This window comes from Flavobacterium hydrocarbonoxydans (genome assembly GCF_009789235.1).
Classification (GTDB): domain Bacteria; phylum Bacteroidota; class Bacteroidia; order Flavobacteriales; family Flavobacteriaceae; genus Flavobacterium; species Flavobacterium hydrocarbonoxydans.
Map to the genome: position 1 here is coordinate 618,122 of NZ_WSTB01000002.1, position 26,069 is coordinate 644,190.

The following is a 26,069-nucleotide window of genomic DNA, read 5'->3' on the forward strand; positions in this document are numbered from 1 at the left end:
CAAAATCCACCTTAAAATGAAACATAAAGAAATTTTAAAATTATTGTTTTTCTCAATAGTAACAGCAGGTGTAACTAGATATATTTCTATATATGTTATTTGGGATAGTATGAAAAACACCCAAATTAATTTTCATAAAAATCTAATGGATATAAATACATATCAGCAAAAAGTAGTTGAAAATTTTTATCTTGAAGTAATATTATTATTTGTTTTTCCCTACTTTGCTGCAATATTATTTTATTTTTTTTCCAAAATTAATTTAAGACAAAAAAATAATTTTTTAATGTTTATATTTTTATTTACAATTCTATTTTTTTTATCATATATCTTAATAGATTATAGCTATAAAATTTTAAAATAAATCGGTATAGTTTTGGGTTATGTAATATATCATTTTCCGAAGTCTTTCAAATGAAAAGTTGCGCAATTAATGAAATAAACCCGAACGCTCGGATATCCGCAACGATAGCCAAAGATAGCGCGGATTTGCAATCCGTGCCCGCAACGATAAGTCACAAACCAAAAAAGCTGCAACCTGAAAAATTATAGCTTTTTTGTATTTTTAAAACCAAAATGAGAAGAACATTATTCTTTCAGCCTAGCTCGAAATTATGCTGATTTAGAAGAATTAGTGTTAGATTTGTTTTGAAACAGATGGCGGGCACGGATTGCAAATCCGCGCTATCTTTTGTACATACGTGCGATCGGAATAGTTTACGTAGAGGAGGTCTATATTCAATATTAAATAAAAGCGATGTTAAAAATGTATTACAAAATTTGGGTAAGTTTATTTCTAAAAATAAGTGAGGCACAAAATAAAAACAGAAGCTCTATAATATTATCTCTCATTGTTATATCGACCATAAATATTTTAAACTGTTTTTTAATTTGTTTTGTTTCAATCACTTTGTTTGGTATTGATTTGATTTTTTTGCAAAAATTTTATTTAGGCAATAGGTATTTGACTATCCTAGTTAGTTTTTTATTGTTCTTTTTACCTAATTATTTTTTGTTAGTGTTCAATAATAAGCACGAATTTCTTTTGGATTTATATCAGAGTAAAAACAGTAAAAATTTAGGCATTAATTACTTTTTATTTAGTGCAATAATTTTGATTATTTATATATTCCTTTTAATTGTTTTTCCCAATTTTTTTGGTTTAGTTAACAAAAATTAATTTAGCGAGTTACCAATAAATCTATAAACGTATTTTTAACGGATGGAAAATACAAAAGCAACTTTATCAGTTTTATTTGTGGTGTTATTGATTCTATCGTGCAATACAACTAAAGTGACAAATCAAAGTGTAGAAGAAAATCAAATTATTGTTACTTCTACTCAATGTGGAAGTTATGAGGTTCAAAGCAATGAAACTACAATTGGTTATATTGTTAAACCCTTTGTGGTAGATATTGATAGAGCAAAGGAAATAACAGAATTTGAAAGGAACTTAAAAATGAAATATGCAAATAAGTTCAATAAAGATTATAGGACTTACGCTTTTACTAAAGATAGAGCTGGGGATACTATTTTAATGACTTTGTTTTTATCGGCAAAGCAATTTGCAAATATCCCTAACTGGAAATGTGAATTACAAGAGGTAGATACTTATCCTAAAAGTTCAGAATGGGTTTATTACAATTGTTCAAAAAATCGTTTTAAAGTCCCAACCGAACCAGATTAAATATTTGTAATAAAAACCCGAACGCTCGGATATACACAAAGATAGCGCGGAAATTCTTTCCGTGCCCGCAAAGCAAAGACACAAAGTGATAGTAATCACTTAAATAATAGCTTGGTAGTTTAGAGAATAAGCTCCGTAGTTTGTAGAGTAGGCTTAGTAGTTTGTAGAGTAGCCTTCGTAGTTTAGAGAATGAGCTCCTTAGTTTGTAGAGTAAGCTTGGTAGTTTAGTGAGTAAGCTTCGTAATTTGTAGAATAGGCTTGGTAGTTTAGAGAATGAGCTCCGTACTTTGTAGAGTAAGCTTGGTAGTTTAGTGAGTAAGCTCCGTAGTTTAGAGAATGAGCTTCGTAATTTGTAGAGTAAGCCTCGTAGTTTAGAGAATAGCCTTGGTAGCTGAAAAATTAAATTAATAACCCATTCTAATCCGTGTTTTGGCATAGCCAATCTGCATCATCTGCCGTCCATTGACGGCCAAGATTTGCAAGCTACACAGATAATCACAAACAGAGCAGCCCATAAAAACAGAAAAGAGTAAGCGTAAAAAAAGACCTTCAAAGTTGAAGGTCTTTTTATTTTTTATACAAATTCATATCCTGCATAAACCTGTTCGATTTCTTTCATAATAGCAAAAAGATTTTCAGGTTCATCAGTCGTAACGAGTTTTTGTTTGTATTCTTTAAACGAATGGATTCCTTTGAAATAATTCGTATAATGACGACGCATTTCTACAATTCCCAAACGCTCACCTTTCCATTCCATCGACCACATCAAATGATTTCTGGCAGCTTCAACACGGTCAATAACCGTTGGAGCAGCTAAGTGTTCTCCGGTTGTAAAGAAATGTTTGATCTCGTTAAAAATCCACGGATAACCAATCGCAGCACGGCCAATCATGATACCGTCAATACCGTATTCGTTTTTATATTTCAATGCTTTTTCAGGACTGTCGATATCGCCATTTCCAAAAATAGGCATGGTAATTCTCGGGTTATTTTTTACACGGGCAATATGCGACCAGTCGGCGTGACCTTTATACATTTGCGCACGGGTTCTGGCATGAATAGTCAAAGCCTGAACGCCAATATCCTGTAGTCTTTCGGCAACTTCATCAATGTTGATGGAATTGTCATCCCAGCCCAGACGTGTTTTTACCGTTACCGGCAAATCAGTACTTCTAATTACGGCTTTCGTCAAACGTACCATCAAATCAACATCTTTCAGGACTCCCGCTCCGGCTCCTTTGCAAACTACTTTCTTTACAGGACAGCCAAAATTAATATCCACCAAATCCGGTTTTACTGTAGAAACAATTTTAGACGAAAGAGCCATAGCTTCTTCATCTCCACCAAATATCTGAATCCCAACCGGGCGTTCGTAATCAAAAATATCGAGCTTCATCCGACTTTTGATAGCATCACGAATCAATCCTTCCGAAGAAATAAATTCAGAATACATCATGTCAGCGCCATGCGTTTTGCACAAACGGCGAAACGGAGGGTCGCTCACATCTTCCATCGGAGCCAGTAATAAAGGAAATTCGGGTAATTCTATGTTGCCAATCTTGACCATCTTCACTATTTTGTGCAAAATTACAACATTTAGTTTAAATCACAGCAAAACATTAAAGGCTTGATTTAGAGCTAGATCTTTTTTCACCATATAAGTCATTTAAGTTCATTTAATAACGTATTGATTTCGTAATCTTTATATGGACTTATATAAGTGCATTTAATAAAACGAACGATTAACACAAACCTTAATATGAACTTAAATGACTTATGTGGTAAATTTCTCACCATATAAGTCATTTAAGTTTCTGTAAAAACTTTGCGCAAAGCTGTAATGAACTTATATTACTTATATGGTGAAAAAAGCGTTATAGGTTTGTTTTTCGGTAATCAAAAAAGCGAATTGGTTTTCTACTCATCGGATTAAAAACCAAAGGATTCAAAGTTTCTTTTGAAGCGAATTCTATCTTTGGCGTAACACGCAATTTGGCTCTAAAGTGATCTTTGATTTGGCTTAACAATTCAGGCGATTGGTTTTTTGCTGCAATCTTAATCAGGATTTCATCAGTACCTAAATCGTTGGTCGAGATTTCGATGATATGATTTTCGATCGCATCAAAATCACTCAGCACATCATTCATTGCTGGCGGATAAAGTGTAGTTCCTTTGTATTTGATCATTTGTTTTTTACGGCCAATAACGGGACCAACACGCAGCGTATTTCTTCCGCAGGCGCAGGGACTGGTGTGCAATTGTACAATATCTCCGGTTTTGAACCGTAGTAGAGGCATGGCTTCAATGCCTAAAGTGGTAAACGTTAGTTCACCCGCTTCACCCTCTTTTACCGGATTATTGTTTTCGTCCAAAACTTCTGTAATAATCAATTCCGGATGATGATGTCCTCCAATTCCGTGTTCACATTCGGTAAAAGCGGTACTCATTTCGGTAGAAGCATAGGTCGAGAATAATTGGATGTTCCATTTCTCAGTGATTTTTTTGGATAAGGTATTCATCGAAAAATCCTGGTTTCGGAGTGATTCTCCAATACAAATGGCACCTTTTATACTCGAATGGTTATAATCGATTCCGTGTGCTTCGGCGTATTCAATTAATTTCAATAAAAAAGAAGGAACCGTAATTAAGTACGACGGTTTGTATTTCAGGATAGAATCCCACTGCAATTCCGGAATTCCTGCTCCTACGCGAATGACACCCACTTTCAGTTTTCGAAGACCCAGAAAATAAGCCAGACCGGCCATAAATTTCCTGTCGATTGTCGTCATCAGTTGTACGACGTCACCTTCGGCTATTCCGGCACAGGCAAAGGAAATCGCTTCGTTATAAGCCAGTCGGTCTAAATCCGAATCGGTTAAACCAAAGGTTACAGGATCGCCCAAAGTTCCTGAAGTAGAAGCATAATCGATGATTTTATGCTGCGGTACACACAAAAAATCATCATTAAATTGCTGTAAATCTTCTTTGGTGGTAACCGGTAAATGCTGTAAATCTTCGAGTGTTTTTATTTGGGATAAATCAATATTTCTTCCGGCAAAAAGCCTTTTATAAAAAGGAGAATTTTGACTGATATAGCTTAAAAGTTCTGCTAATTTTTGCTCTTGAAAAATTTTAATGTTTTCTAAAGAATCTTTTTCTATTGCTGGAATCATTGTAATTTTCTTTTGATTTTTTCTAAATATTTTTCAATTGCTTTTTTCTCAGGAGCAGTTGTAATTTCTTTAGTGAGTGCTTTTTCAAAATGGTTTTGCGCCAGTTGAAATTGCTTTTGTTGATAAAAGTACAATCCTGTTTTGTAATACACAACCCAATAATCAGGGTTTAGAGATTGATAATTTTGAATAAAATCAGTTGTTATTTCGGATTTGTTTTTCAAAAATACATCTATTTTACGGTCTTCGATTTTAAATTTCTGATAGTTTTGAAATGCAGCCGTTTCTAAAAAAGGATCTTTCGGGATATTCATATTTTCTTGTTCCAATGAAACATCCGAAGCAGCTTTTTTTTCTTTAAAAATTGAATCTAAATTGTAACACACAAATTCTCCTAGCTGATAGGGATTTGCAGACACCCAAACCAGTTTTTCCTTAGGTTTAAAAATAATACCGTGATGTGCCATGAGTTGATTCAGGGCTTTTTCATTGCCATAACCTAAATGGATGTTTTGTAAACCTTCTCTATTTCGAAGAATTCCTGCCGCAATTTCAGGATTTATTTTTGGGTTTTCGGCAAAAAGTTCTTCCATCCGGTCGAAACGATATTTAGAATGGCTATTGGTAATTTGCAATTGATTGCGTTCATCATTTTTAAAAGCGTCACTCTGAAAATGATTCGAACAAATCAATTGATTACTGTTTGGAGTATCAAAAACGGCTATTTTTTTAGGCGAAACTTCAATTAAAACCGCTTTATTATCCTGAGCGCTTCCGACCATAATTGATTCGGAAACAAAAACGTTTCTCTTTTTTACAATCGAAACCGCTTCTTCAATATTCTGAGCGTGTTGTAAAATTTCTCGTGTCAGGATCGAAATTGGGGTTTTGGCAATCAAAGGGATTTTTGATTTTCCGGCATTAATGGTGACCGTAAGACCTTCCTTGTTCATTCCGGAAACGGCTCCAATCATACCTGGCCAGGTTACCATCATAAACGGAATTCCCTCTTTTGGATTGATAAAGGCAACCGTTTTATTTTCTGCGAAAGCATCATTCACATAAAAATCAAAATTACGTCCGAGAATTAAATTTCCATCGGCTGCTTTTTCTCCCCAGGCCGCAAAAGACGAACAGCCTACCAAAGCCAAATCCTGCAGGGCATGACCAATATCGTGTGCACCGTGCAAATATAAAGTTCTTAAATAGCGGGGCGCAATGTTATCAAAATTTGGAGAGCTGAATTGCGAAACACCATAAATCTCGGTTTGATATTCATCAGGAACATTGAGATATAGTTTTCGGTTGTACCATTTAAGAAAATTCCGAAGCAGTTTTTGTTTGAATTTTGAAGGGACAATATCTTCAATTTTGGAAAAAAATATCTGCTCCTGATTTTTTAAAAGAGAATCAGTCAGTACGCCTGTTGTGAGTCCAATTTGTAACGGGTCGCCTTCGACATACAATTCCCAAAGACCTTGTTTGTTTTTCAAAAATGAATTATTTCCAGAAGTAAAAACAGTATCCGAAAGTTTTTTTATCGTGGGTTGCGTGGCATCATAAAGAGAAATATCAGGCTGATGCTGCAAAGATTTTGAGGTTCCGCAGGAAATAAAAATCAGTAAAAAACCGACAACAGTAAATAAAATAATTCGGTTTTTCATACGCTTTTATTCAGAGGCCTGATTGATTTTAGTAACTAAATATTCTTTTCCAAGAATTTCAGAACAGGTTACAACCGCACCAATTGTTACACCCAAAACGCCGTGCATGTTAATGCCCTGACCGGTTAGGTACAAGTTATCTAATTTGGTTTTTGGAGCGATAAATGTTTTCATCGGGTTGTTGGAATCTTTTACATAGCCGTACATATTGCCATTGTGACCGCCAATATAATCCCGATACGAAAGCGGTGTTGAAGTATGTATGGATTGAATGCAGTCTTTAATTCCGGGAAATTTATGTTCAATTTCGTTTAAAAAACGTTCCGCTTTTCGCGATTTAAATTCATCATAACTTTCGCCACGGTCATTTTTTTCAGCCGTGGTATTAAATGTTTCTGCCCAGGGATTCAGGTCCTCAAATTTCATGTAGGTAATAAACGTCATTCCATCTGCCCATTCTTCTTCTTTTTTCGAAGCATTCATAGAAGCCATATAGGCTTTTGGCCAGGAATTTTCGTCGTACTCATGAGCCGTCCAAACATCGGTACTATTTTTAAAATGATAGTAATTATGATTGAGGTATTTAAAGGTTTTGGGCTTAAAAACAATATAAAGACTAAAGGCCGAAATGACGCCTTCGAGACTTTGAATCCTGCTGTAAAAAGATTTTCTGAAGTTCTCTTCGCCCACCATTTTCAAAGTAGTTTTAGGCTCAATATTCGAAATGAAATATTGGGCATCAACCTGAGTCCCATCTTTCATTTTTGCAGTAGTGACCTTATTGTTATCTACACTAAAATTAATGACTTCTTTGTACTTATAAAATTCTCCACCGTGTTTTTTAAGCTGTTTCAAAAGCTGTTTTGTAATCTGACTACCGCCATTGATGCAGCGCCAGGAGCTCTGAATATAAGAGTTTACAGAAAGTGCGTGAACATAAAAAGGCGATTTGTCTTCGATTCCGGCATATAAAAAATTAGAACCTGCCAATACGGCTCTCAGCTTTTCGTTTTGGGTAAACTGGTCAATGGTTTCTTTTGCATTTAAGGTCAAAATTTCGCTGTCGTATTTGCCTTCCCATTGTAAATTATACAACGGAAAAGAATCGCAGGTTGCTTTTACTTTTTCGCAGTAATTTTCGATTGCTTTTTTTTCTTCAGGAAAATAGGGCACCAATTGATTTACAAAATTTTCATAACCCTGCGCATGCGGATATTCTATATTCTGATCTTCAAACGAAATGATATCAAAGCTATTTTCGTCCATTTTTTTTAATTTTAAATGGTCAATAATGCCTAAATATTTAAAGTATTTGTACAAATTTTGTCCTTCGCTTAATCCTCCGATATAATGAATTCCGGTATCAAAAATGGTTTTATCACGTACAAAGGTTTGCAAATTTCCGCCATACTGATTGTTTTTTTCGAGCACACAAACGCTGTAGCCTTCCTTCGCCAAAATAATTGCCGAAACCAGGCCGCCTAATCCGCTACCAACAATGACTACATCGTATTGCTCTTTCATTTTAATTTTATTCTTTTTTGGAGAAAGACCTAAGAGGTTTCAAAAACCTGTCAGGTCTGCAATCAGTATTTATTTTTTATTTAGTACCATAATTTGATTTTCTTCCGAAGAAATTTCAAAACCAAAGTTAACCAATGTGTCTTTCAAACCCGTGCTGTTTATCAAAATAACATTCGAAGTAATCGAAATAATTTTTTCTAAATCGGTTTTATAATCTTCACCAGAAATTAAAACCACCTCATATTGATTTTGCAAAACCGAATCAAGGTTTTCAAAATAAGTAATCTTTCTTTTTTTAGCAATATAATTGGTTTTAGCAACTGCTAATTTTTCTTCATCACTAGTATAAGAATCTATTTTTCTTTGTGGTTCCTGCAAAGTTAACAATAAGTCCAGTTGTCCGTAATCATTAGCTAAATGCAATATTTTGGCTTTCGCCGAAAGGTGCCTGTTCAAACGATGGTAAATTTCCAGATTCGAGTTAATATTGCTTTTTATGTTTTTAACGATTTCAATTTCTTTATAGTCATAACTGTTGATGAGCATTTTTTTGAAATACTCAGGGCCTTCAAGTTTTTGGCGTATGGTATGATATTCGGCTTTAAAGAAGGCACTTAATTGTTTGGTTCTTTCGGTATAATTTTTCCCAAAAGAATGATTTTCGGGTGTAATTCTTTCTAAAATAGAAACGGTGATGGCACTGTCGTAAATGATAAAATCTCCTTTTGGCAGTGCTTCCGATGTACCGTGAATAATGATCGGAATAATATCTAAATTAAAATGTTCTGCCAGATAAAAAGCGCCTTTATGAAAACGCTTGATCTGATTGCTTTCAGAACGGGTTCCTTCCGGGAAAATCATTAACGAATAGCCTTCCTCAATTTTTTGACGCAGATGTTCAATACCGCCTTCCAGCCCTTCAGAAACCGGATAGAATCCCGCTTTACGAACCGTAGCACCAAAAACAGGAGAATTATAAACCCAGTCACTTACCAGATAAATGATTTTCGGGCTTAACATGCCGACAGCTAAAATATCTAAAAAGGAAGAATGATTGGCAATGATGACGGCCGGTTTTTCAAATTTTTCCTGATGAATATTGATTACTTTTTTAGTTACAAAAGGATTGGAATACAATACCGATTTCATGAATTTTGAGATGAAATAACGAAAGCCTTTCATTTTAGTTTTTTCATTCAGCGGTAAAACCGGCATAATGATCAAGCTGAATAAAGACATTAAAACACCTCCTAAACCATAATAGAAAAAAGACACTACACCATGCAGAAAAGAGCGTAATTGAAACGGTGCTTTGCCATTCTTCGGCCTGTTTGATAAAAATAATTTAAACAGAATCGGGTAGAAAATAAAGGTAATAATCAGTGCCGCAAAAACTCCAATCAACGAAACCGAAGAAATAGAAGTCAGTGCAGGATGTTCTGCAAAAATCATGGCGCCAATTCCTAAAATAGTGGTGATTACCGCGAGAATAATAGAGGTTCTGTAAATGGCAATTTCGTTCTTTCCGTTGGTATATTCTTTTTGTAAAGCGCTGGTCATAAAAATACTAAAATCAACTCCATGGCCAAAAATAAGCGTGCAGACAATCATACTGAAAATATTCATCTGAATGCCAAAAATGCCCATAATTCCGGCTGTTACAATTCCGGTTAAGGCAATCGGGATACAGCTTACGATTACCAATTCGATTCTTCGGAAGAAGAAAAATAAAATCAGAATTACGGCAATAAACGAATAATTAACCAGCGAATTAAAATCGGTTTTTAAAGTGCTGAAAAATGTTTCGTTCATTTGCTGACGGTCAATCGCAATTAAATTTGGTTTGGCTTCCGCCGATTTTACAAACGCATCACGTTGTTGCGGCGTTACTTTTACCAAAGTCGAAATCGTGAAAAAACCATTTTTTTGGGTTACAAATTCGTGCAGTTGCAAAGCCTGAATTTTGAGGTAATCTTCAGCAGAAATTGGTTTAAAATCGGTATTTAAGTGTTCAAAAAAAGCAGTATAAGTAGTAGGTTTAAAACCTAATTTCGAACCTTCGGAAATCAATTGCGATTGTAGAAATTGCTTTTTGTTGGCATCCCAAAAAGAATTCCATTTTGCAATTTTTTCTTGCTGTTCCTTTTGCGAAATCATAATGCCTCCAACCGAACTGTAATTTAGAATTTTCTGTTCCTTTTTTTCTTTGGCTAAAGCCGAAAAAAGCCGCGAGTTTTTCTGTAAAACTTCTTCCATACTGTTTCCGTACGAAGCCAGATAAATGGTTTTGGAGGTCAGACTGGAGCTTTCTTCCAGATCTTTTTCGGCTGCTTTTATTTCTTTCGGAACAAAATTCAACTGTGATAAATCATTATTAAAACCGACATCATTATATGTAAAAAAGCAAATAATGGTAATCAAAACACAAAATCCGATCAGGAATTTATTGTTATGAAAAGAAAAATGTGCCAGTTTATCAATGACATTTTTCTTATGTTCTGTTTCTTTTGGTTTATACAAATGCGGCACAATCAAAAGAGAGAAAAAGGCAGACGCCATTACGATTACGGCAGCAAAAATTCCGAGGTCGTTTAAGGCTTCCGATTTTACAAAAAGCAAACATAAAAAAGCAACAGCAGTTGTAGAACTGCTCATAATCAAAGGCATTGTGATGTCTTTGTATAAGGTTTTAACATCGCTGTTGTGTTTGTAATGCGTCAGAATATGAAGCGAATAATCAATGGTGATACCTAATAAAATAGAACCAATTCCGAGTGAAATTGCGGAGATTTGTTCTTTTACAAAATACAAAAAGGCAATTGCGAAAAGTGCTCCAAAAACCGTTGGAAGGAAAATGATGAGCGGAATTAATATTTTTCGATAAAATAAAATCAAAATCAACATCAGCGTAATCATCGCGATGGTTGTCGTTAAGATAATATCGCTCTTGATTTGATTGGCATTCGCAACCGCAATCAAAGCCGAACCAAAATAACTAATCGAAGTTTTGGTTTTAAATTGGGTATTTAAATTATCCTGAATCGATTTTAGTCTGGCGGCAAAAAGGGTATTTTTTCCGGTTTCGCTCGAAGGAATATTCGAGGTGATAAAAAGTAATAATTTCTTTTTGTCTTTGGTCATGACAAAACCATTGTCTAAAGTAAAATCGTCACCAATATTAAGCTGCTGTAATTTTTTTAAGGCGATAAACGAAACTCCCAAAGGGTCTTGCAGTATAAAATCTTTGGTTACAAAACCAGATGGAGAAATAATTGATTTGTAATTTCCCTGAACCGTGGCCGCTATACTATCTTTTTGCAATTTGTTTTGAATGGCATCGTAATCTTTATTTTCCAGAAAAAGCGGCAGGTTATGATAAATAAAATCAATAGTTTCCTGAATGTTTTCTTCATCCACTTTTCCCTGAATTCCGGTAATGTAAGGTTTGCAGGATTGGGTAACACTATCAGAAAAAGCGGTTGCCATTTCCTTTAAATCTTCATCGGTTCCGTTTTTTTCGAGTTTGAAAATAACGGTAATTTTATCGGAAAAATTGAGTTGTTTCAGCACTTTTGCCGTCACATCAGATTTATCGTTGGTCGGAATAAGTTTGGTAATATCTTCTTCGAATTTAATTTTCGAAGCAAAAAAACCAAACACCAGAAGCACCAAAAAAGCCAATACAACCGAAAGTAATTTTCGTTTGTTTACAAATTGATGTATGGCGTAAAAATACTGATGCATTTTTTAGATGTTTGTTGTTTATTGTTTTCGGCCAGAGATTAAAAGATTTGCACAGATTATTTTAAAGGTCTGTATTTTTTCATTTTAATCTAGGGCTTCAAAATTGCTTCAAAAAAATTTGTGCTAATTTGTGTAATTTGTGGCAAAACTAAAACCTTCTAGGTTAAGACCAAATTTTATTTTTTCTTGGAACTAAAAACACTTAAAAGCGCATAACTTAAAAGGCCCAAAGATAATCCTGAAACGGATGCTAAAATAAGACTTCCAACGATATATTGCGTTGCATTTTGCTGAATATCATCAAGCGAAAGCGAACTATCTAAAATCAAAGGGGTATCACTGGAAACAAAATAGCTTCCGACTTTCAAAGATCCGAAAATCAAAAACGGAATAAACGGAGGAAAACTCACGTTTGACGCCATATAAGCAATGATCTTGTTGAGTTTAAAAAGGGTTGCAAAAAACAAAAGCAAGATAGTCTGGAATCCCCAAAAAGGTGAAATGCCAATGAAGACACCCAACGCAATAGCAGCTGATTTCTTGAAATTGGAATCGTTGCTTTCTAAAATATCTTCTAAGAAAAATTTCTTAAACCCTTTTTTTTTTGCTTTTCGAAAAAAATCTCTCGGTTTGATGTACAACAAAGCGTTGAGTACCAAAACCGTATTTAAAATACTGATTCGGGTAAAATCCTTAAACGGACGAAAATGCGAAACCCTTTCAGTTGGGTCATACAAAATCTGAATCGGAATGTTTTTTAACACAATTCCTTTCCACGCAGAACGAACGATAACTTCTATTTCGAACTCAAATTTATTGGTGTAAAATTGTTTCGGAATAAGTTTAAGAGGATACAATCTGAATCCGGATTGGGTATCGGTAAGTTTGATTCCGGTTTCGAACCAAAACCAAAAGTTAGAGAATTTATTACCAAAACTACTTTTCTTAGGCACATTTTCCTGCATCATATTCCTGCTTCCAATCAACAATGAATTAGGTTCTTTTTGGATTTCGTCAATAAAATTCGGGATATCTGAGGCGAAATGCTGTCCGTCAGAATCAATGGTTATGGCGTAATCAAAATTCATTTCGATTGCTTTTCTAAAACCATTGCGGAGCGCCCTTCCTTTTCCTATGTTCTTAGGGTGATGAATTTGGGTATATTGCGAATAGTGTTTTAAAATTTCACTTGTTTCATCCGTAGAACCGTCGTTGACAATGATAATATTCTGGGTATAATCCAAAACAGAATCCAGTACTCTTTTTAATGTTTTGTGATTATTGTACGTGGGTACAATGACACAAAAATGTATCGGATTTAAGGGTTCCTGTGGTAACAAAGTAGCTTCCATACGTGTTTTCTTTACCTACTTTACAAATTGCTTTTCTTTTTCAGAAAAACTTTTAGATTGTAGAATAAAGGCTTTTAAATATTCTTTTAGTGAATTGTTTTGCTCACTATAATGTGTTGTAATAAAGGTTTTGTCTTCTTTTATATTTTTTTTATAACCTGTAATTTGGGGTACATTTTCCTGAATGCTCAATCGGATTAACCGAATTTCAATTTCATCAGGTTTATTTTTTACCGCTGATTCCAGTAATTTTGCTCCTTCCTTAAAGCGGCTTTTTTTTGAGGCAAGACTCTTTTCATATTTTGATGACAATAGGATAGAAGCCGCTTTATAAGCAACTAAAACTTTATTATTATCTTCAGAAATAGCAGCCAGTTTTGCCATAAAATCTTTGGCATTACTTTCTGATTTGGTTACCGAAGGATACATTTTTCGAATGGCTGCTAGATCTGGCTGCCCATTAAAATTAACCCATAAAAGCAAGGATAGCAGCAATTTCATAATTACAGTTTTTTATAGACAGCGCTTAATTTCAAAGCTACTGTGTCATTAAAATAAGTAGTGTTTTTTACTTTTATCAAATCGTCTTCAGTCGTGTTAATGTCTAATTCTAAACGCAATTCGGGTGTCATTTCAGGATTTATCAGCGCCATAAATTTTACATTGGTAAGGGTTTGCATTAGCAATGAACTCTTTATAATCGACTCAGAAATTTCCTTAATAATCTGAATCATACAAACTCCCGGCATTACAGGGTTTCCTGGAAAATGACCTTTGAAAACATCATGTTTTTCATTGACCAAAATCGTAAAGATGTATTTAGAATCGGAGATTTTTTCTTCCGAAAGTATTTTGTAAAAGTCTTTTAAAACCATGATTTTAGTTATTTTTTTCCGAAAGCATAAGTAGCCCCAAATTGGAAAACTAAATTGTTACTATCATTCATACCGCTTGCATGATAATTTGTAAATGCACTTCCTATTCCTTTTTTTACTCTGGCTTCAAATGAAATACCGTTTTTCAAACTATATCCAAGCCCTCCAACAATTCCCAAATCAACATCTTCACCTTTATTAAAATTTCGTTCCTGACTTTTAGGATCTACTTTAAAGTCATCTGCAAGTAAGATGTCAAAAAACGGACCTACTAACACGTAAATATCATCAGTGAAATTTAATTTATTAATGGTAACTGCTGAGAAATATTGTAGGCTGGCATCAACAGTACCATTTTGATAAACAGTAATATAGTTGCCCGTTTCAGGATTATAAGTAGTAGTGCTTCCCATTGAAGTTGTTCCTTTTCCACCTTGTCTTGAATACGTTAATTCAGGTTGCAAAGAATATATTTTCGAGAATTTTATAGAACCAAATGCACCTACATAAAAATCGGTTTTATTTCCAAGATCTGAGCTGGTGATTTTCGATAAATTTATACCAGCATGAACTCCTGGTGTAAAAGTTACTTGTGCCTGTGTTGTTGTTAAGCTTAAAAAAGCTGTAAAAAGAACGAATGTAATTTTTTTGAACATATTTATTTAAATTTATTTTTTTCCTCCAAAAGAATAAGCAAGACCTATTTGAAAACCAATATTAGTATTATAATCGTCTAACCAATAATCGTCATTATATCCGCCACTACTATAATAATCACTCTCCAGAACATCTACAAGACCTTTTTTAAATCGAGCTTCAAAAGTTAAATCGGGTGATATTCTGTAGGCTAAACCTAGCACAAAAGCCAAGTCAACATCTGAGTCTAGATATTTTAAATTGTCCTGTACTCTAAAATCAAGAGTTGGCCCAACCTGAAGCTGAAATCCCTGATTAAAGGTAAATTTATTAATCATCGCAACGGACAAATAATCAATTTCTAAATCTCGTGATTCAAGAACATAATTTTCTCCGTCATAATCACGAATAATTTTTATATTATCCGAACCTTGTTGGGTATAGGTGATTTCGGGCTGTAAACTATACACTTTTGTCAGGTTAATTTCGCCAAAAGCACCCACATAAAAATCTGTTTTATAACTGGAATTGGTGTTCGAAAAAGTTGAAAGAGCCGCTCCGGCTCTTAATCCTGGCTTAAAAGTTACCTGGGCATTTATAACTCCTGTTACCAAGACAAAAGCAATTACAATAATTTTTTTCATTTTTATTTTGTTTTAAATGTGTAACTAATTCCGAATTGAAAAACCTGATTTAAAAAAACTTCATCATAATTACCATTTCCGTTCTCATCATCCGCATAATCATAACCATAAATATCTATTAATCCCTGTTTGAATCGTGCTTCAAAAGTTAAACCGTTTGGCAAAGAATATCCTACGCCAGCAATTAATCCTAAATCAAAATTAACCGGCTTGTCTGCATAAAATTCATCGTTATTATCATCTATTTTAAAATCAAAAGAAGGTCCTGCTAAAACATGAAATCCTTTACCATTAAAATGAAATTTAGCGACAGCATCAAGCGATAAATAATTTAATTCGTAATTAGCTTTTCTAGAATTATAAACAAAATCATTTTGATTATTTAAGCTTCCTGTAGCAATATTAAGTTCAACGCCTTGTCTGGAATATAATATTTCAGGTTGCAAAGTAAAGTATTTGTTGAATTTGATAGCAACAAATCCTCCAGCATAAAAATCATACTTTGAATTAGTTCGCTCAAAATTAGTTAAACCCGAAATATTTAAACCGCCTTTAATTCCTGGGCTAACGGTTACTTGTGCGTTTGTAAATCCTGTAACAAATACAAATGCAGCTATAATAATTTTCTTCATTCTTTGGTTAGTTTAGTTTGACGTATTTTCTTCTGGTTTAAAATAATTTAACTCAATTTTTAAGTTTATATTTTGATGAATAATCTGAATTTTCTCCGCAAAAATATTGTTTTCTGAACTAAAAATAAGCGTTATTTTTTCTTTTCTTTTCGAAGTATGAATTATTTTGTCTAATTTTTCTTCTTTTTTTGATACATAAAGATAATTATCGCGCTTACCATCTTTGGATTTGTAAATGTCATTCGATTCATTTTCAAATTGTTCCTGAATCAAATAATCTTTTTTTAGCAATAACCGAAAATCTTCTTTTAATGTATTGATTAGGATTTTCCTGTCTAACTCAGAAACAATAGAATTGATTTTAAAACTCGTTTCAGAAATTTCAAAATCTAATAATTTGTTACCAAATTCGGTTGTAAAAACCACACGATGTGTCGTGTCATTTATTTTTTTGGCAATAAAAATTCCAGACAATTCATTCCCGTAAACCGTGATGTTTGCTTTGTAAACATAATCGGTTTTAGAATCTGAAAAGTAGGGTGCTTCGTAAGTGGTTTTGTCTAATTTTTTTGGAGTATAATTTTTGGAGACGGAGCCACAAGAAACTAAAATCAATGCCAAAAAGCAATTAATTAGAAAAAACGGAATCGTCGATTTTTGCATTGATCACTTTGTTTTTAAGTACAATTCGGGTATAATCTTCTGATGATTCCAGGAGTTTTACCTGAACAACAGTTGCTTCTTCTTTATCAAAAGTCAGTTCGATTTGTTTGATGTATTTTTTCAGCGTAGCATCTTTCGGGATGAATTTAGCCAGATTTTGCCCTTTTAATTTAAAATAGGAAATCGTAAATTCCTTGTCATCAAACATATTGCCGCTCACACTGCCAATAATCAGTTTATTGATTCGGGCAAAAATTTTGCTGTTGCCAATATCAACCGCACTTTTTTTTCCTTCGTCGTTAATCAGTATTTTTCCGTTCTTGAAAACGATACTATAATTGTATGGTTTTTTGTATTGCCATTGCAGCAAATTAGGTTCTTTAAAATTCATTTTCCCAGAAGTTTCAATATCTTTTGATAAAAAATCCAGATGTTTGTATTGCACAAAATCGGTCGATAAGGTTTTTATTTTTTTAGAAACCACATTCACGTCTTCTTTGAAAGCAGCAATTTCGGCTGCCGACATTTTTTGTTCCTGAGCCAATAAACTTCCCGAAATGAATAGAATGAGTAGAGCTATTTTAGTTTTCATATTTTGTTAAAATTTGTACCTTAAATTTTTGGTCACTCCCGATAGCTATCGGGATAAATGATTCTCACAGATTATTTTTTAATGAATCTAATCGTTAATAAAAATCCGTTTTCATCAGCGTTTTCACTTTAGCGAATCTGTTTCATCAGCGTTCCATTTTATACGCTTTAAGATTCAATAGTTCTTCAATCGAAACGACCTGATAATTTTCCTGTTGCAGAAATTGCAAAAACTGTTCCAATACTAAAACGGAGTGTGGCGCAGTGTCGTGCAAAAGTACAATTCCGCCGGGAGAAATTCGTTTTATAATTCTATTGTAAATTAAATTTTGATTGGTGGTACCGCCATCCAGTGAGCGAATGTTCCATCCGATGACTTTATGACCTGTAATTTTCAAAGCTCTTCTGATTGACGGTGTGGTTACGCCATAAGGTGGTCTGAAGAAGTTGATTTTTTTTGAAGTAAATTTTTCTAAAACCAAATCTGTTTGAGTGATTTCGCTTTCGATTTGTCGGGCATTATAAAAATCAAAAAACTTTGAATGATGATACGAATGATTTCCCACCAAATGTCCTTCGGCAATGATTTGTTTGATGATTTCCGGATGAGTTTCAACGTTTTTTCCAATACAAAAAAAAGTAGCTTTTGCATGGTATTTTTTCAGGATTTCTAAAATTTCTAAAGTAAGAATACTGGGTCCGTCATCAAAAGTAAGCGCTATTTTTTTTTCGGTTTCTAACGGATTATGGCAGTATGCTTTTACATGATAATTAGATGAAATTCGGGCAGAACCTATTGCATTTATTCCCAACCAGATTAAAATAGTTACTGCAAACCACCAAAAATTTATTGCTAAATAAAAATTCAGAAGAAGCAGTAAAAGCAATAAAAATATAAAAAATAAAGCTATTTTTTTATGCGTTATCATTTTGAAAGTAAAGTAAAACTATGATTTTTCCCGTTGTACTGATTGTACAATAAAATGGTTTTGTACACTGGTTTTTCTACCTGATTTACTTTTACGATTTCAGGAATTTCCTGGGTTTTGATGATTTTAGAAGCCATCCATAAAGCAAAAGCAGAAGCTGTATTGTATTCACCACTCAAATGTTTGTAATACAATTGAGGTGTTTGGGCAAAAGTGTTTTCGGCTAAATTTTTATAATAACCATCAAATGTTGCATCACCATTAAAACCTAAAACTACAGCATCAACATCTGAAATCTGAAGCTGATTTGCTTTTAGAAAACTAACGATTTGAGTTTCAACTTCGTTTTCCTCTAAAGTATTAATGATTTCAACATCTAATATTTCGGCATACGTGTTTTCTTTTTTTTCATTTTCTAAAATAAAAAAACTGGCACCTTCACCATAAACAACGCCAGGCGATGTTTCGGTTAAAAGGTTAAAAGGCTGATCCTGTTCTTTTTTAATAAATCCCGCCAATTTAAAAAGTGACAGGGTATAATCGGCATTTTCATCGATTCCGCCCACCAAAACCGTGTTGGCTTCGTCTTCTTCGATTTGCATTTTAGCATCCAAAAGCGCCGATTCAAACGAAATTGCTCCATTCACGTAAGTGAAATTATAGCCTTTACATTGCAACGTAAGCGCGATTTGTGCACCCACTGTATTGTGAGTGGATTGTATAAACGATGTAGGCGTTAGAAACTCTTCGTTATTATCCAGAATATTTTTCAGGAATTTTTCAGAATCTTCGATGCAGCCCATCCCGGTTCCTGAGATAATCATGTCAACATTTTCAGTATTCGCATCTTTCATCGCCAATGCCGAAGCTACGATTCCGTTTTTTACCCCTTTTGCCATTCTTCGGCTGGAAGCAGGTGAAATAAAATCCTTGTAATCCGGCTTGATGATCGAAAGTACCGTGTCATTCTGATTGTATGCGGCTTCTTCCAAAAAAACAGTATCAAATGTTTTTTGAGTCGAAATGCAGCCTACTCCATTTATATATGTTTTTTTCTTCATCAGTCTTTTGAAAATATAAGAGTGGAACAATTTCCTCCAAAACCAAATGAGTTGGAGAGAACGTGTTCAATATTTTTGTTTTTTAATGTGGTTTGCGGCTGCAAATCGAATTCTTCCATTGGAGTTTCAAAATTCAAATTGGGGTAAACAATTCCGTTCTGAATTGCCAAAACGCTGTAAACCGCCTCGATTGCTGCAGCAGCAGCCAGAGTATGTCCTGTAAAAGGTTTTGTAGAACTGAAATCAGGCACTTTTTCATCCTGGTAAATCCGAAGAATTGCTCTTCCTTCAGACAAATCATTATTGGGAGTTGCGGTTCCGTGTACATTGATATAGTCAATTTCAGAAGGCTTTAAACCAGAGATTTCAAAAGCTTTTTTCATCGCCAGAAAAGCACCATCGCCATTTTCTGAAGAAGCCGTTTGGTGAAACGCATCATTGGCATTTCCGTAACCTGAAACTCTTGCCAGCACTTTTTTGTTTTGTTTTTTTACGATTTCATCAGATTCCAAAACCAAAAAAGCGGCTGCTTCCCCTAAGTTCAAACCTTTACGATTGTTGTCAAAAGGTTTGTTATAACCGTCTGATAAAATCATCAAAGTTTTAAATCCGTTGATGGTAAATTTTGCCAAAGCATCGGTTCCGCCTACAATTACGCGGTCCAGTTTTCCGTTTTTAATCAGTCGCGCACCCAGCATAATGGCGTTTGCTGCTGATGAGCAAGCGGTGCTTATAGTGGTTACCATTCCTTTCAGGCCTAATTCATTGGCAATTTTTTCAGCAACATCGCCACCATCGTGACAACCAATGTATTTGATAAGCTCGGGATTTGTAAAATAATCGTAATAATGTTTTTCGGTCATGTCCATTCCGCCCACACTGGTGGCCGAAATAAGTCCTGTTCTGAATTCGTTTATCGAAGAAATTCCGGCATTTTCAACTGCTTGTTTAGCAGCCAAAGTCCCTATAAGTGCTGTTCTCGAAAAATTGTTGTCAGCAGTAAGTTGCAATTCGTCAATCAGTTCCTGATTGGTTTTCTTGATTTCGCCTACCTTAATAACATCTGCATGAACGGTTGTAATATTTTCGATGCGTGTTATAGCAAGCTTTTCATTACGTAATGAATCGAAATTTTCTTCGACGGAATTTCCAATCGAAGACAGTATTCCCATTCCTGTTATTGCAACACCTTTCATTCTATTTTAGAATTTAGATTTATGAATTTAGATTTGTAGCACATTTAAATTAGATTTTAAAATATCTGTAAAAGAAATCTAAAATCTAAACTCTAAAATTTATTTTGTTCTGTTAGCGCTAATGTAAGCCGCCATGCTTTCGATAGACTGAAAAATCACTTTTCCTTCTTTTGGGTCCACCAGTTTAATTCCGTAATCTTTATCCAAAATGACAATCAATTCCAGTGCATCAATGGAATCTAAACCTAAACCGTCACCAAATAACGGATCGTTATCTGCAATATCTTCTATAGCAATATCTTCAAGGTTTAAAGTGGTGATGATTTTATTTTTTAATTCTAGTTTTAATGCTTCCATGTTATTTATTGTATAAAGTATTGATAGTTTCGTTTGTGTATTTTTCGTTTTCCTGTGCGCTTATCGTGCAAAGAAACGCTTTGTAATTGTCATTAAAAAATTCGACCCAGCCACAAAGCACAGTTTCGGCTTTACCTGAATGGAGCAGAATGTTTGAATAATTCGACATAAATTCGGTGTTAAAGACATCAAATATAAAGAAAGAATTTTCACTTTTCAGCTGATGGCGGATACTTATTTCGCCCAGACAAATATTTGGCAGCGTATAAACAAAAACCGCCGGACTCGGATAATAGTTTTCTTTGTCCGAAATGGATTCCTGATATTTCACATCGGTGTCTAAACTCGAAGATTTATTGGCCAAAACCAAGGCAATATTATTCTCTAGCTCGGTTGAAGTAATCGGACTCAAAAGCAACTCAGCACCTAAAAAAGCCAGTTTGCTCAAAGCGTCCATTTTGAAAAACTTTGGATATTGCATTTCAAAATTACGATACGCTTGTTTGGAGAAATCTGCAAATTCGGTAGGCTCTGTTTTGAAAACAGAAGTTCCGTTCAAAACAATTTCGTTGTTTTGGATGGTGCAATAGGATTGTATGTATGTTTTTTGAGTCATTTTATTTTATATAATCTTTTGCATCATATGCATCAATAGGAAAATCTTCCTCAGTTACTGATTTATAAAAAAAAGTTCCAATACTCATTTTTAGATCAATGTAAATTTTATTTAAATCTTCAATATTTTCCTCTTCCCAAAGAATGTCGTGAAAAATATATCCAACATTCATTGTTTTGGTATTTAAAACAATTGGATCGCCATTTGCGCCAGAACCAATTATTACTAAATCTTTTTTATAGATTTCTTTATTCTCTTCTTCAAGATTTTCAACTCCGATTTCATTAATACAATTAAAGTAGATATTTCCAAATTTAATTTCTTCTGTAAATGAAAACGTTTTGAAAAACGCGATTACTTCAGAAGATAGATTTATACTTTCTAAAAACTCAATTGTTTTATCGGTTAATTTAGTTACTTCAGTTGAGTTATTAAATTTTTGAATTTTTAATGCTTCTTTAAAAAGAGATTCGTCTAAACTCATTTATCTTATGTTTTGAACTTGTAAAGATTATTTACAAGTTGAATTTTAATTTGAACTGTTCGGAATTTCCGAACAGTTGATTATAAAATTTTAAATCAAACAATTCTTTAATTTTTATAGATTTGTTATTGTATGAAATTCTATGAAAAATATCCGCAATTAAAACAAAAAGATTTTTTATCAAAAGTTCTTGTTAATACAGTATTTTCTACAATGTCTTTAGAAAATCAACAAGTTCCAAAAATAAGGATTATTAAAATTGTCGATGCTGTTTTAAAGGAAAAAGAACTAAAAGGAACTGCTTTTTTTACAAAAGAATAATTCCATATTACTTCACTTTCTCAAAAACCACAGCCGTATTACAACCGCCAAATCCAGAAGCAGTCTTCAAAAAATATTCAATAAAAACTTCTTCATTTTTCTGAATGACATTGATGGATTCGCTTACGCCAATTTCATCAAAACCTTTCGATTCAAAAAGTATATTTTTATTCGCTGATTCAATGGCAATTACGGTCTCCAACAATCCTGAAGCGCCTAATGTGTGGCCGTAAAAACCTTTCAGACTATTTACCGGAATATTTTGCAAACCTAAACGACTCAAAGCAATGGCTTCCATTTCGTCGTTAAACGGAGTTGCGGTTCCGTGAGCCGAAATATAATCGAGTTTTTGTCCGTCAATTTGGGCTTCTTTCAACGCATTCTGAATACTTCTGAACAAACCTTCGCCAGTTCTTGAAGGTCCCGAAATATGATTGGCATCGTTTATAGAACTGTCGCCAATCACTTTTATTTTAGCAGTTGCAGGATTCGCCGAAACCAAAACAGCGGCTGTTGCTTCGCCCAAACTTACACCCGTTCTGTTTTTAGAATACGGTTTGCAGGGTGAGTCGCTCATGGCCTGAAAGGCATTAAAACCAGACAGGACAAATTCGGATACTTCATCGCCGGCAATCACAAAAGCATGGTCATACAGTTCTGACTGAATGATTCTTTTGGCTATTGAAACAGCTAAAATTCCCGAAACACAAGCATTCGAAACTACGATTGGCTGTGTTTTAAATCCGAAGAAATCGGCAACATTTTTTGCCAAAACATCCAAATGTGCGGTCTTGAAACTTTCTTCAGAATCGTTTTGTAAAGCGGTAACATTTCCTTTGGTGGTCGAAAGTATAAAAGCCACTTTCGAATCTAAATCAATTTCAGCTTTTTTGATAATCGGCTCTAAAGCCAAAATCATCATTTTTTCTAATCTTGAATATTTTGTTGCAGTGCTAATTTTCGCGAAAGCATTATCTATTTTTTCTTCAGAAATGATTGCCGCGTAAAAAGGAGCGGGCATCAAAGAAGTATTTTCATGCAATTGAATACCAGACTCACCACGCAAAATAGCATCGATGTTCGATTGAACATCAAAACCTAAAGGCGTGATACAATTGGTTTGCGTGATGTATATTTCTTTTGTCATTTTATATTTTTTATTCCTGCAAGGTTTCCAAAACCTTGTAGGTATGTTTTTTATGCTTTATCTATAAAAAATGGCACGCAGATTCTACAGATTAAAGCAGATTTACACTGATTTCTATTTTTGCATTACGTGTTTCTATTCTTTGTAATACCTACAAGGTTTTGGAAACCTTGCAGGAGAGAAACATTTAGATTTGTGAAAATCTGTGCAATCTGTGTTTTACTTCAGCAATCCCACTTCTTTGTAATACCTACAAGGTTTTGGAAACCTTGCAGGAGAGAAACATTTAGATTTGTGAAAATCTGTGCAATCTGTGTTTTACTTCAATAATCCCACTTTTCGTTTCCATTCTTCATAAAAAGGCGGATTCGTCAACATTAAATTTCCTTCTTTATCTAAAAAAACCTGAACCGTTTCACCTGTGCAGGCAACCTCGCCTTTGGCATCAATAATCTTAAAACGATAAATCATTTTGGCAGCGGGCGTGTCAACAACGGTTGTTTCTATTGTCACGACATCGCCGTAACGCAATGATAATTTATGCTCGCATTTTGATTTTACAATGGGTGTGGTGTAACCGGTATTGCCAATGTCCAAATATGTAAGTCCGTGTTGGCGGCCAAACGCTTCCCGTCCGTCTTCAAAATAAGTTATATAATTGCCGTGCCACACGATTCCTAATGGATCAGTTTCGTTAAACCGAATTCTGATTTTATGCGAAACGGTCAGCGCGGTTGCCTCGTCATACTGTTCTTTTCTTTTTGTCATAAAATAATGCGATGGATGTGGTGATTATAAAGAACAAAAATAACAAACTTATTTTTGGAATGATTTCGAGGAAAGAAACGTTGCGTAATAAAACGTCGTAAAAAGCTTCTAATCCCCAGTTCATAGGCGATGATTTGGCGATAATCTGCATGATGGTGGGCATGGCAAAAACAGGTACCCAAATACCGCCAATGGCCGCTAAAATAATCACGCTTGTCGCGCCAAAAGGAGCTGATTGTTCTTGTGTATTGGCAATAGTGCCTAATAAAATTCCAAATCCGATGGCGGCAAATCCTGAAAATAAAGCCACGACACTCATTAAAATCAAATGTCCTTCGATATTCAAAGAAGGCAAACCAATATGCGGGAATAGAAAAATCGCCACAGCCACCATCATATAAAACTGAATCATACAAATGGCAGAATACGTAATAGTTTTGCCGATTATGACAATCAGGTTCGAAACCGGATTGGTCAGCAATCGGACAAAAGTTCCTTGTGATTTTTCTTTTACAATATTAATAGAAAGCGGAATCACAATAAAAAATATGGCAAAAAGCGTCCAGGCCGGAACGTTGTGCTGCACCGAATTGGGTTTGACTTCTTTATTGTTAATTTTCGGAATTATTTCTTTGAAAGTAATAAAACTTTTTTGTTCAAATTGCGTGCTTTCTTCGCCTAATTGCTTTTGAAAAGTAGTATAAATAGATTGCGTTTCGATTTGCGAAATCATTTTGTCAATCGAACTCATGACCGCATTTTTGAAACTCATTTGTACCGCCGGGTCAAAATACAGTTTGACTTCTTTTTGCTTAATGATTTTAGGTGTAGGAGCAGGAGCAACGCTATCGGTAAAACCCATACTGCTCACAATTTTTTCTACATTCTGATTGATTTTGGCCTGTAAATCAACACTTAGTTTTTCAGGAATTACAATCGCTAATTGGTATTTTCCTTTGTTTACAGCTTCCTGCGCGATTGCTTCCGTAATGGGCTGATTGTCGATTTGAGTAACAACGCTAAATAATTTGCTTTTTTCTAAATTGTCAAAAACCGTTTTCGAAACAGCTCCTTTATCTTTATCGACCAATAAAATCGGAATCTTATTATCGCTGATGGTTTTAAAACTACTGTCCTGAATCAGCGTTACCGTGATTACAAGGACTAGAGGCATAATAAACAAAATGATTAAACCGCCTAAATCTCTTTTTAATAAAAGAAATTCTTTTACTACCGACATCCAGATTTTATATAACATCTCTTAAATCTTTACCGGTTAATGAAATAAAAACTTCTTCGAGATTACGGGCTTCTTCAGTAGAAGCAATTAAGTCTGATGGGCTGCCCTGAGCGTAAATTTTACCGCGGTCTAAAATGGCAATAGTGTCGCAGAAATCTTCGGCTTCAGCCAAATGATGGGAGGTATAAATAATCGTAGTTCCGTTTTGATTGAGAACTTTCAGATAATCGATAATCGCATTTTTTGATTGTACATCAACACCCACCGTTGGTTCATCCAAAAACAAAACTTTTGGATTATGAAGGATTCCGGCAATCAGATTGACTCTGCGTTTCATTCCGCCCGAGAAGGTTTCGATACGTTTATCGGCAAATTTTAATAAACCCAAAAGATCCAAAGTTTCGATTACTTTGTCTTTTAAGTCCGAACCTTTCAAGCCGTACATACTTCCAAAATAATGCAGATTTTCTCTGGCGGTCAAAGTTGGATACAAAGCGTATTCCTGCGGCACAACACCAATGATTTTTTTGATTTTAGCAGCGTCGTTTTTGTAACTTAAATTATCAATGGTAAATTGACCTGAAGTTGGTTTTATCAATCCGCAGAGCATGGAAATCAAAGTGGTTTTTCCAGCGCCATTCGGACCTAATAATCCAAAAATCTGACCTTCGTTTATCTCCAGCGAAATATCGTTCAAAGAATACAGATCTGCATTTTTGTACTTTTTCGATAGTGATTCTATTTTAATGATGGATTGCAAAATAT

At 34.4% G+C, this 26,069-nt stretch carries 26 protein-coding genes; 3 read left to right on the forward strand and 23 right to left on the reverse strand.

The window, feature by feature from the left end:
• The first annotated feature begins 16 nt into the window (after positions 1-16).
• Positions 17-364, forward strand: coding sequence for a hypothetical protein (locus GON26_RS05715; protein ID WP_160373766.1), 348 nt, complete (start codon positions 17-19; stop codon positions 362-364).
• 858 nt (positions 365-1,222) lie between these two features.
• A complete protein-coding gene (locus GON26_RS05720; RefSeq protein ID WP_160373767.1) occupies positions 1,223-1,687 on the forward strand; it encodes a hypothetical protein in 465 nt (154 codons plus the stop codon).
• A 574-nt stretch (positions 1,688-2,261) separates the two neighbouring features.
• Here GON26_RS05720 and dusB read toward each other — a convergent pair.
• From dusB to GON26_RS05815, 19 genes are all read right to left on the reverse strand, one after another.
• Positions 2,262-3,254 (reverse strand): tRNA dihydrouridine synthase DusB, encoded by a 993-nt coding sequence (dusB, locus tag GON26_RS05725; protein ID WP_160373768.1) that lies wholly within the window; start codon positions 3,252-3,254, stop codon positions 2,262-2,264.
• A 307-nt stretch (positions 3,255-3,561) separates the two neighbouring features.
• Complete coding sequence (locus GON26_RS05730) at positions 3,562-4,860, reverse strand: phenylacetate--CoA ligase family protein (protein ID WP_160373769.1); 1,299 nt, start codon at positions 4,858-4,860, stop codon at positions 3,562-3,564.
• A complete protein-coding gene (locus GON26_RS05735) occupies positions 4,857-6,524 on the reverse strand; it encodes a C45 family autoproteolytic acyltransferase/hydolase (protein ID WP_160373770.1) in 1,668 nt (555 codons plus the stop codon). The genes GON26_RS05730 and GON26_RS05735 overlap by 4 nt, the downstream gene beginning before the upstream one ends.
• Before the next feature lie 6 nt (positions 6,525-6,530).
• A complete protein-coding gene (locus GON26_RS05740) occupies positions 6,531-8,048 on the reverse strand; it encodes a phytoene desaturase family protein (RefSeq protein ID WP_160373771.1) in 1,518 nt (505 codons plus the stop codon).
• Positions 8,049-8,117: 69 nt separating this feature from the next.
• Positions 8,118-11,792 carry a 1-acyl-sn-glycerol-3-phosphate acyltransferase gene (locus GON26_RS05745; protein ID WP_160373772.1) on the reverse strand — a complete coding sequence of 1,225 codons (3,675 nt, stop codon included), beginning with the start codon at positions 11,790-11,792 and terminating at the stop codon, positions 8,118-8,120.
• A 176-nt stretch (positions 11,793-11,968) separates the two neighbouring features.
• Positions 11,969-13,144, reverse strand: coding sequence for a DUF2062 domain-containing protein (locus GON26_RS05750; RefSeq protein WP_160373773.1), 1,176 nt, complete (start codon positions 13,142-13,144; stop codon positions 11,969-11,971).
• 15 nt (positions 13,145-13,159) lie between these two features.
• Positions 13,160-13,645, reverse strand: coding sequence for a hypothetical protein (locus tag GON26_RS05755; protein WP_160373774.1), 486 nt, complete (start codon positions 13,643-13,645; stop codon positions 13,160-13,162).
• A 2-nt stretch (positions 13,646-13,647) separates the two neighbouring features.
• Positions 13,648-14,019 (reverse strand): hotdog family protein, encoded by a 372-nt coding sequence (locus tag GON26_RS05760; RefSeq protein ID WP_160373775.1) that lies wholly within the window; start codon positions 14,017-14,019, stop codon positions 13,648-13,650.
• An 8-nt stretch (positions 14,020-14,027) separates the two neighbouring features.
• Entirely contained in the window at positions 14,028-14,675 is a 648-nt protein-coding gene (locus tag GON26_RS05765) for an outer membrane beta-barrel protein (protein ID WP_160373776.1), read from the reverse strand.
• 12 nt (positions 14,676-14,687) lie between these two features.
• The gene (locus GON26_RS05770; protein WP_160373777.1) at positions 14,688-15,299 is read right to left on the reverse strand and encodes an outer membrane beta-barrel protein; all 612 of its coding nucleotides are present in this window, start codon (positions 15,297-15,299) and stop codon (positions 14,688-14,690) included.
• Between the two features lie 2 nt (positions 15,300-15,301).
• Positions 15,302-15,931, reverse strand: coding sequence for a porin family protein (locus GON26_RS05775; protein ID WP_160373778.1), 630 nt, complete (start codon positions 15,929-15,931; stop codon positions 15,302-15,304).
• A 12-nt stretch (positions 15,932-15,943) separates the two neighbouring features.
• Positions 15,944-16,594 (reverse strand): hypothetical protein, encoded by a 651-nt coding sequence (locus GON26_RS05780; RefSeq protein ID WP_160373779.1) that lies wholly within the window; start codon positions 16,592-16,594, stop codon positions 15,944-15,946.
• The gene (locus GON26_RS05785) at positions 16,560-17,186 is read right to left on the reverse strand and encodes an outer membrane lipoprotein carrier protein LolA (RefSeq protein WP_160373780.1); all 627 of its coding nucleotides are present in this window, start codon (positions 17,184-17,186) and stop codon (positions 16,560-16,562) included. Before GON26_RS05785 ends, GON26_RS05780 begins: the two co-directional genes overlap by 35 nt.
• 145 nt (positions 17,187-17,331) lie before the next feature.
• Positions 17,332-18,114, reverse strand: coding sequence for a polysaccharide deacetylase family protein (locus GON26_RS05790; RefSeq protein ID WP_160373781.1), 783 nt, complete (start codon positions 18,112-18,114; stop codon positions 17,332-17,334).
• Entirely contained in the window at positions 18,111-19,175 is a 1,065-nt protein-coding gene (locus GON26_RS05795) for a beta-ketoacyl synthase N-terminal-like domain-containing protein (RefSeq protein ID WP_160373782.1), read from the reverse strand. The genes GON26_RS05790 and GON26_RS05795 overlap by 4 nt, the downstream gene beginning before the upstream one ends.
• Positions 19,175-20,371, reverse strand: a complete 1,197-nt coding sequence (locus tag GON26_RS05800; protein ID WP_160373783.1) for a beta-ketoacyl-[acyl-carrier-protein] synthase family protein — start codon at positions 20,369-20,371, stop codon at positions 19,175-19,177. The genes GON26_RS05795 and GON26_RS05800 overlap by 1 nt, the downstream gene beginning before the upstream one ends.
• Before the next feature lie 99 nt (positions 20,372-20,470).
• Positions 20,471-20,728 carry a phosphopantetheine-binding protein gene (locus tag GON26_RS05805; protein ID WP_160373784.1) on the reverse strand — a complete coding sequence of 86 codons (258 nt, stop codon included), beginning with the start codon at positions 20,726-20,728 and terminating at the stop codon, positions 20,471-20,473.
• Position 20,729: 1 nt separating this feature from the next.
• On the reverse strand, positions 20,730-21,344 hold the full coding sequence (locus tag GON26_RS05810) for a 3-oxoacyl-ACP synthase (protein WP_160373785.1): 615 nt from the start codon (positions 21,342-21,344) through the stop codon (positions 20,730-20,732).
• A 1-nt stretch (position 21,345) separates the two neighbouring features.
• The gene (locus tag GON26_RS05815; RefSeq protein ID WP_160373786.1) at positions 21,346-21,828 is read right to left on the reverse strand and encodes a hypothetical protein; all 483 of its coding nucleotides are present in this window, start codon (positions 21,826-21,828) and stop codon (positions 21,346-21,348) included.
• Positions 21,829-21,960: 132 nt separating this feature from the next.
• On the opposite strand from GON26_RS05815, the gene GON26_RS05820 reads away from it, so the two are divergent.
• Positions 21,961-22,149 (forward strand): hypothetical protein, encoded by a 189-nt coding sequence (locus GON26_RS05820; protein ID WP_160373787.1) that lies wholly within the window; start codon positions 21,961-21,963, stop codon positions 22,147-22,149.
• A gap of 7 nt (positions 22,150-22,156) precedes the next feature.
• Here the strand turns inward: GON26_RS05820 and GON26_RS05825 are convergent, their stop codons facing one another.
• The 4 genes from GON26_RS05825 to GON26_RS05840 form a co-directional block, all read right to left on the reverse strand.
• Positions 22,157-23,296 carry a beta-ketoacyl synthase N-terminal-like domain-containing protein gene (locus GON26_RS05825; RefSeq protein WP_160373788.1) on the reverse strand — a complete coding sequence of 380 codons (1,140 nt, stop codon included), beginning with the start codon at positions 23,294-23,296 and terminating at the stop codon, positions 22,157-22,159.
• Between the two features lie 318 nt (positions 23,297-23,614).
• A complete protein-coding gene (locus GON26_RS05830; protein ID WP_160373789.1) occupies positions 23,615-24,064 on the reverse strand; it encodes an acyl-CoA thioesterase in 450 nt (149 codons plus the stop codon).
• Positions 24,039-25,322: an ABC transporter permease gene (locus GON26_RS05835; protein ID WP_160373790.1), complete on the reverse strand. Its 1,284-nt coding sequence runs from the start codon at positions 25,320-25,322 to the stop codon at positions 24,039-24,041. The genes GON26_RS05830 and GON26_RS05835 overlap by 26 nt, the downstream gene beginning before the upstream one ends.
• Positions 25,312-26,064 carry an ABC transporter ATP-binding protein gene (locus GON26_RS05840; RefSeq protein ID WP_202110837.1) on the reverse strand — a complete coding sequence of 251 codons (753 nt, stop codon included), beginning with the start codon at positions 26,062-26,064 and terminating at the stop codon, positions 25,312-25,314. Before GON26_RS05840 ends, GON26_RS05835 begins: the two co-directional genes overlap by 11 nt.
• Positions 26,065-26,069 lie beyond the last annotated feature (5 nt).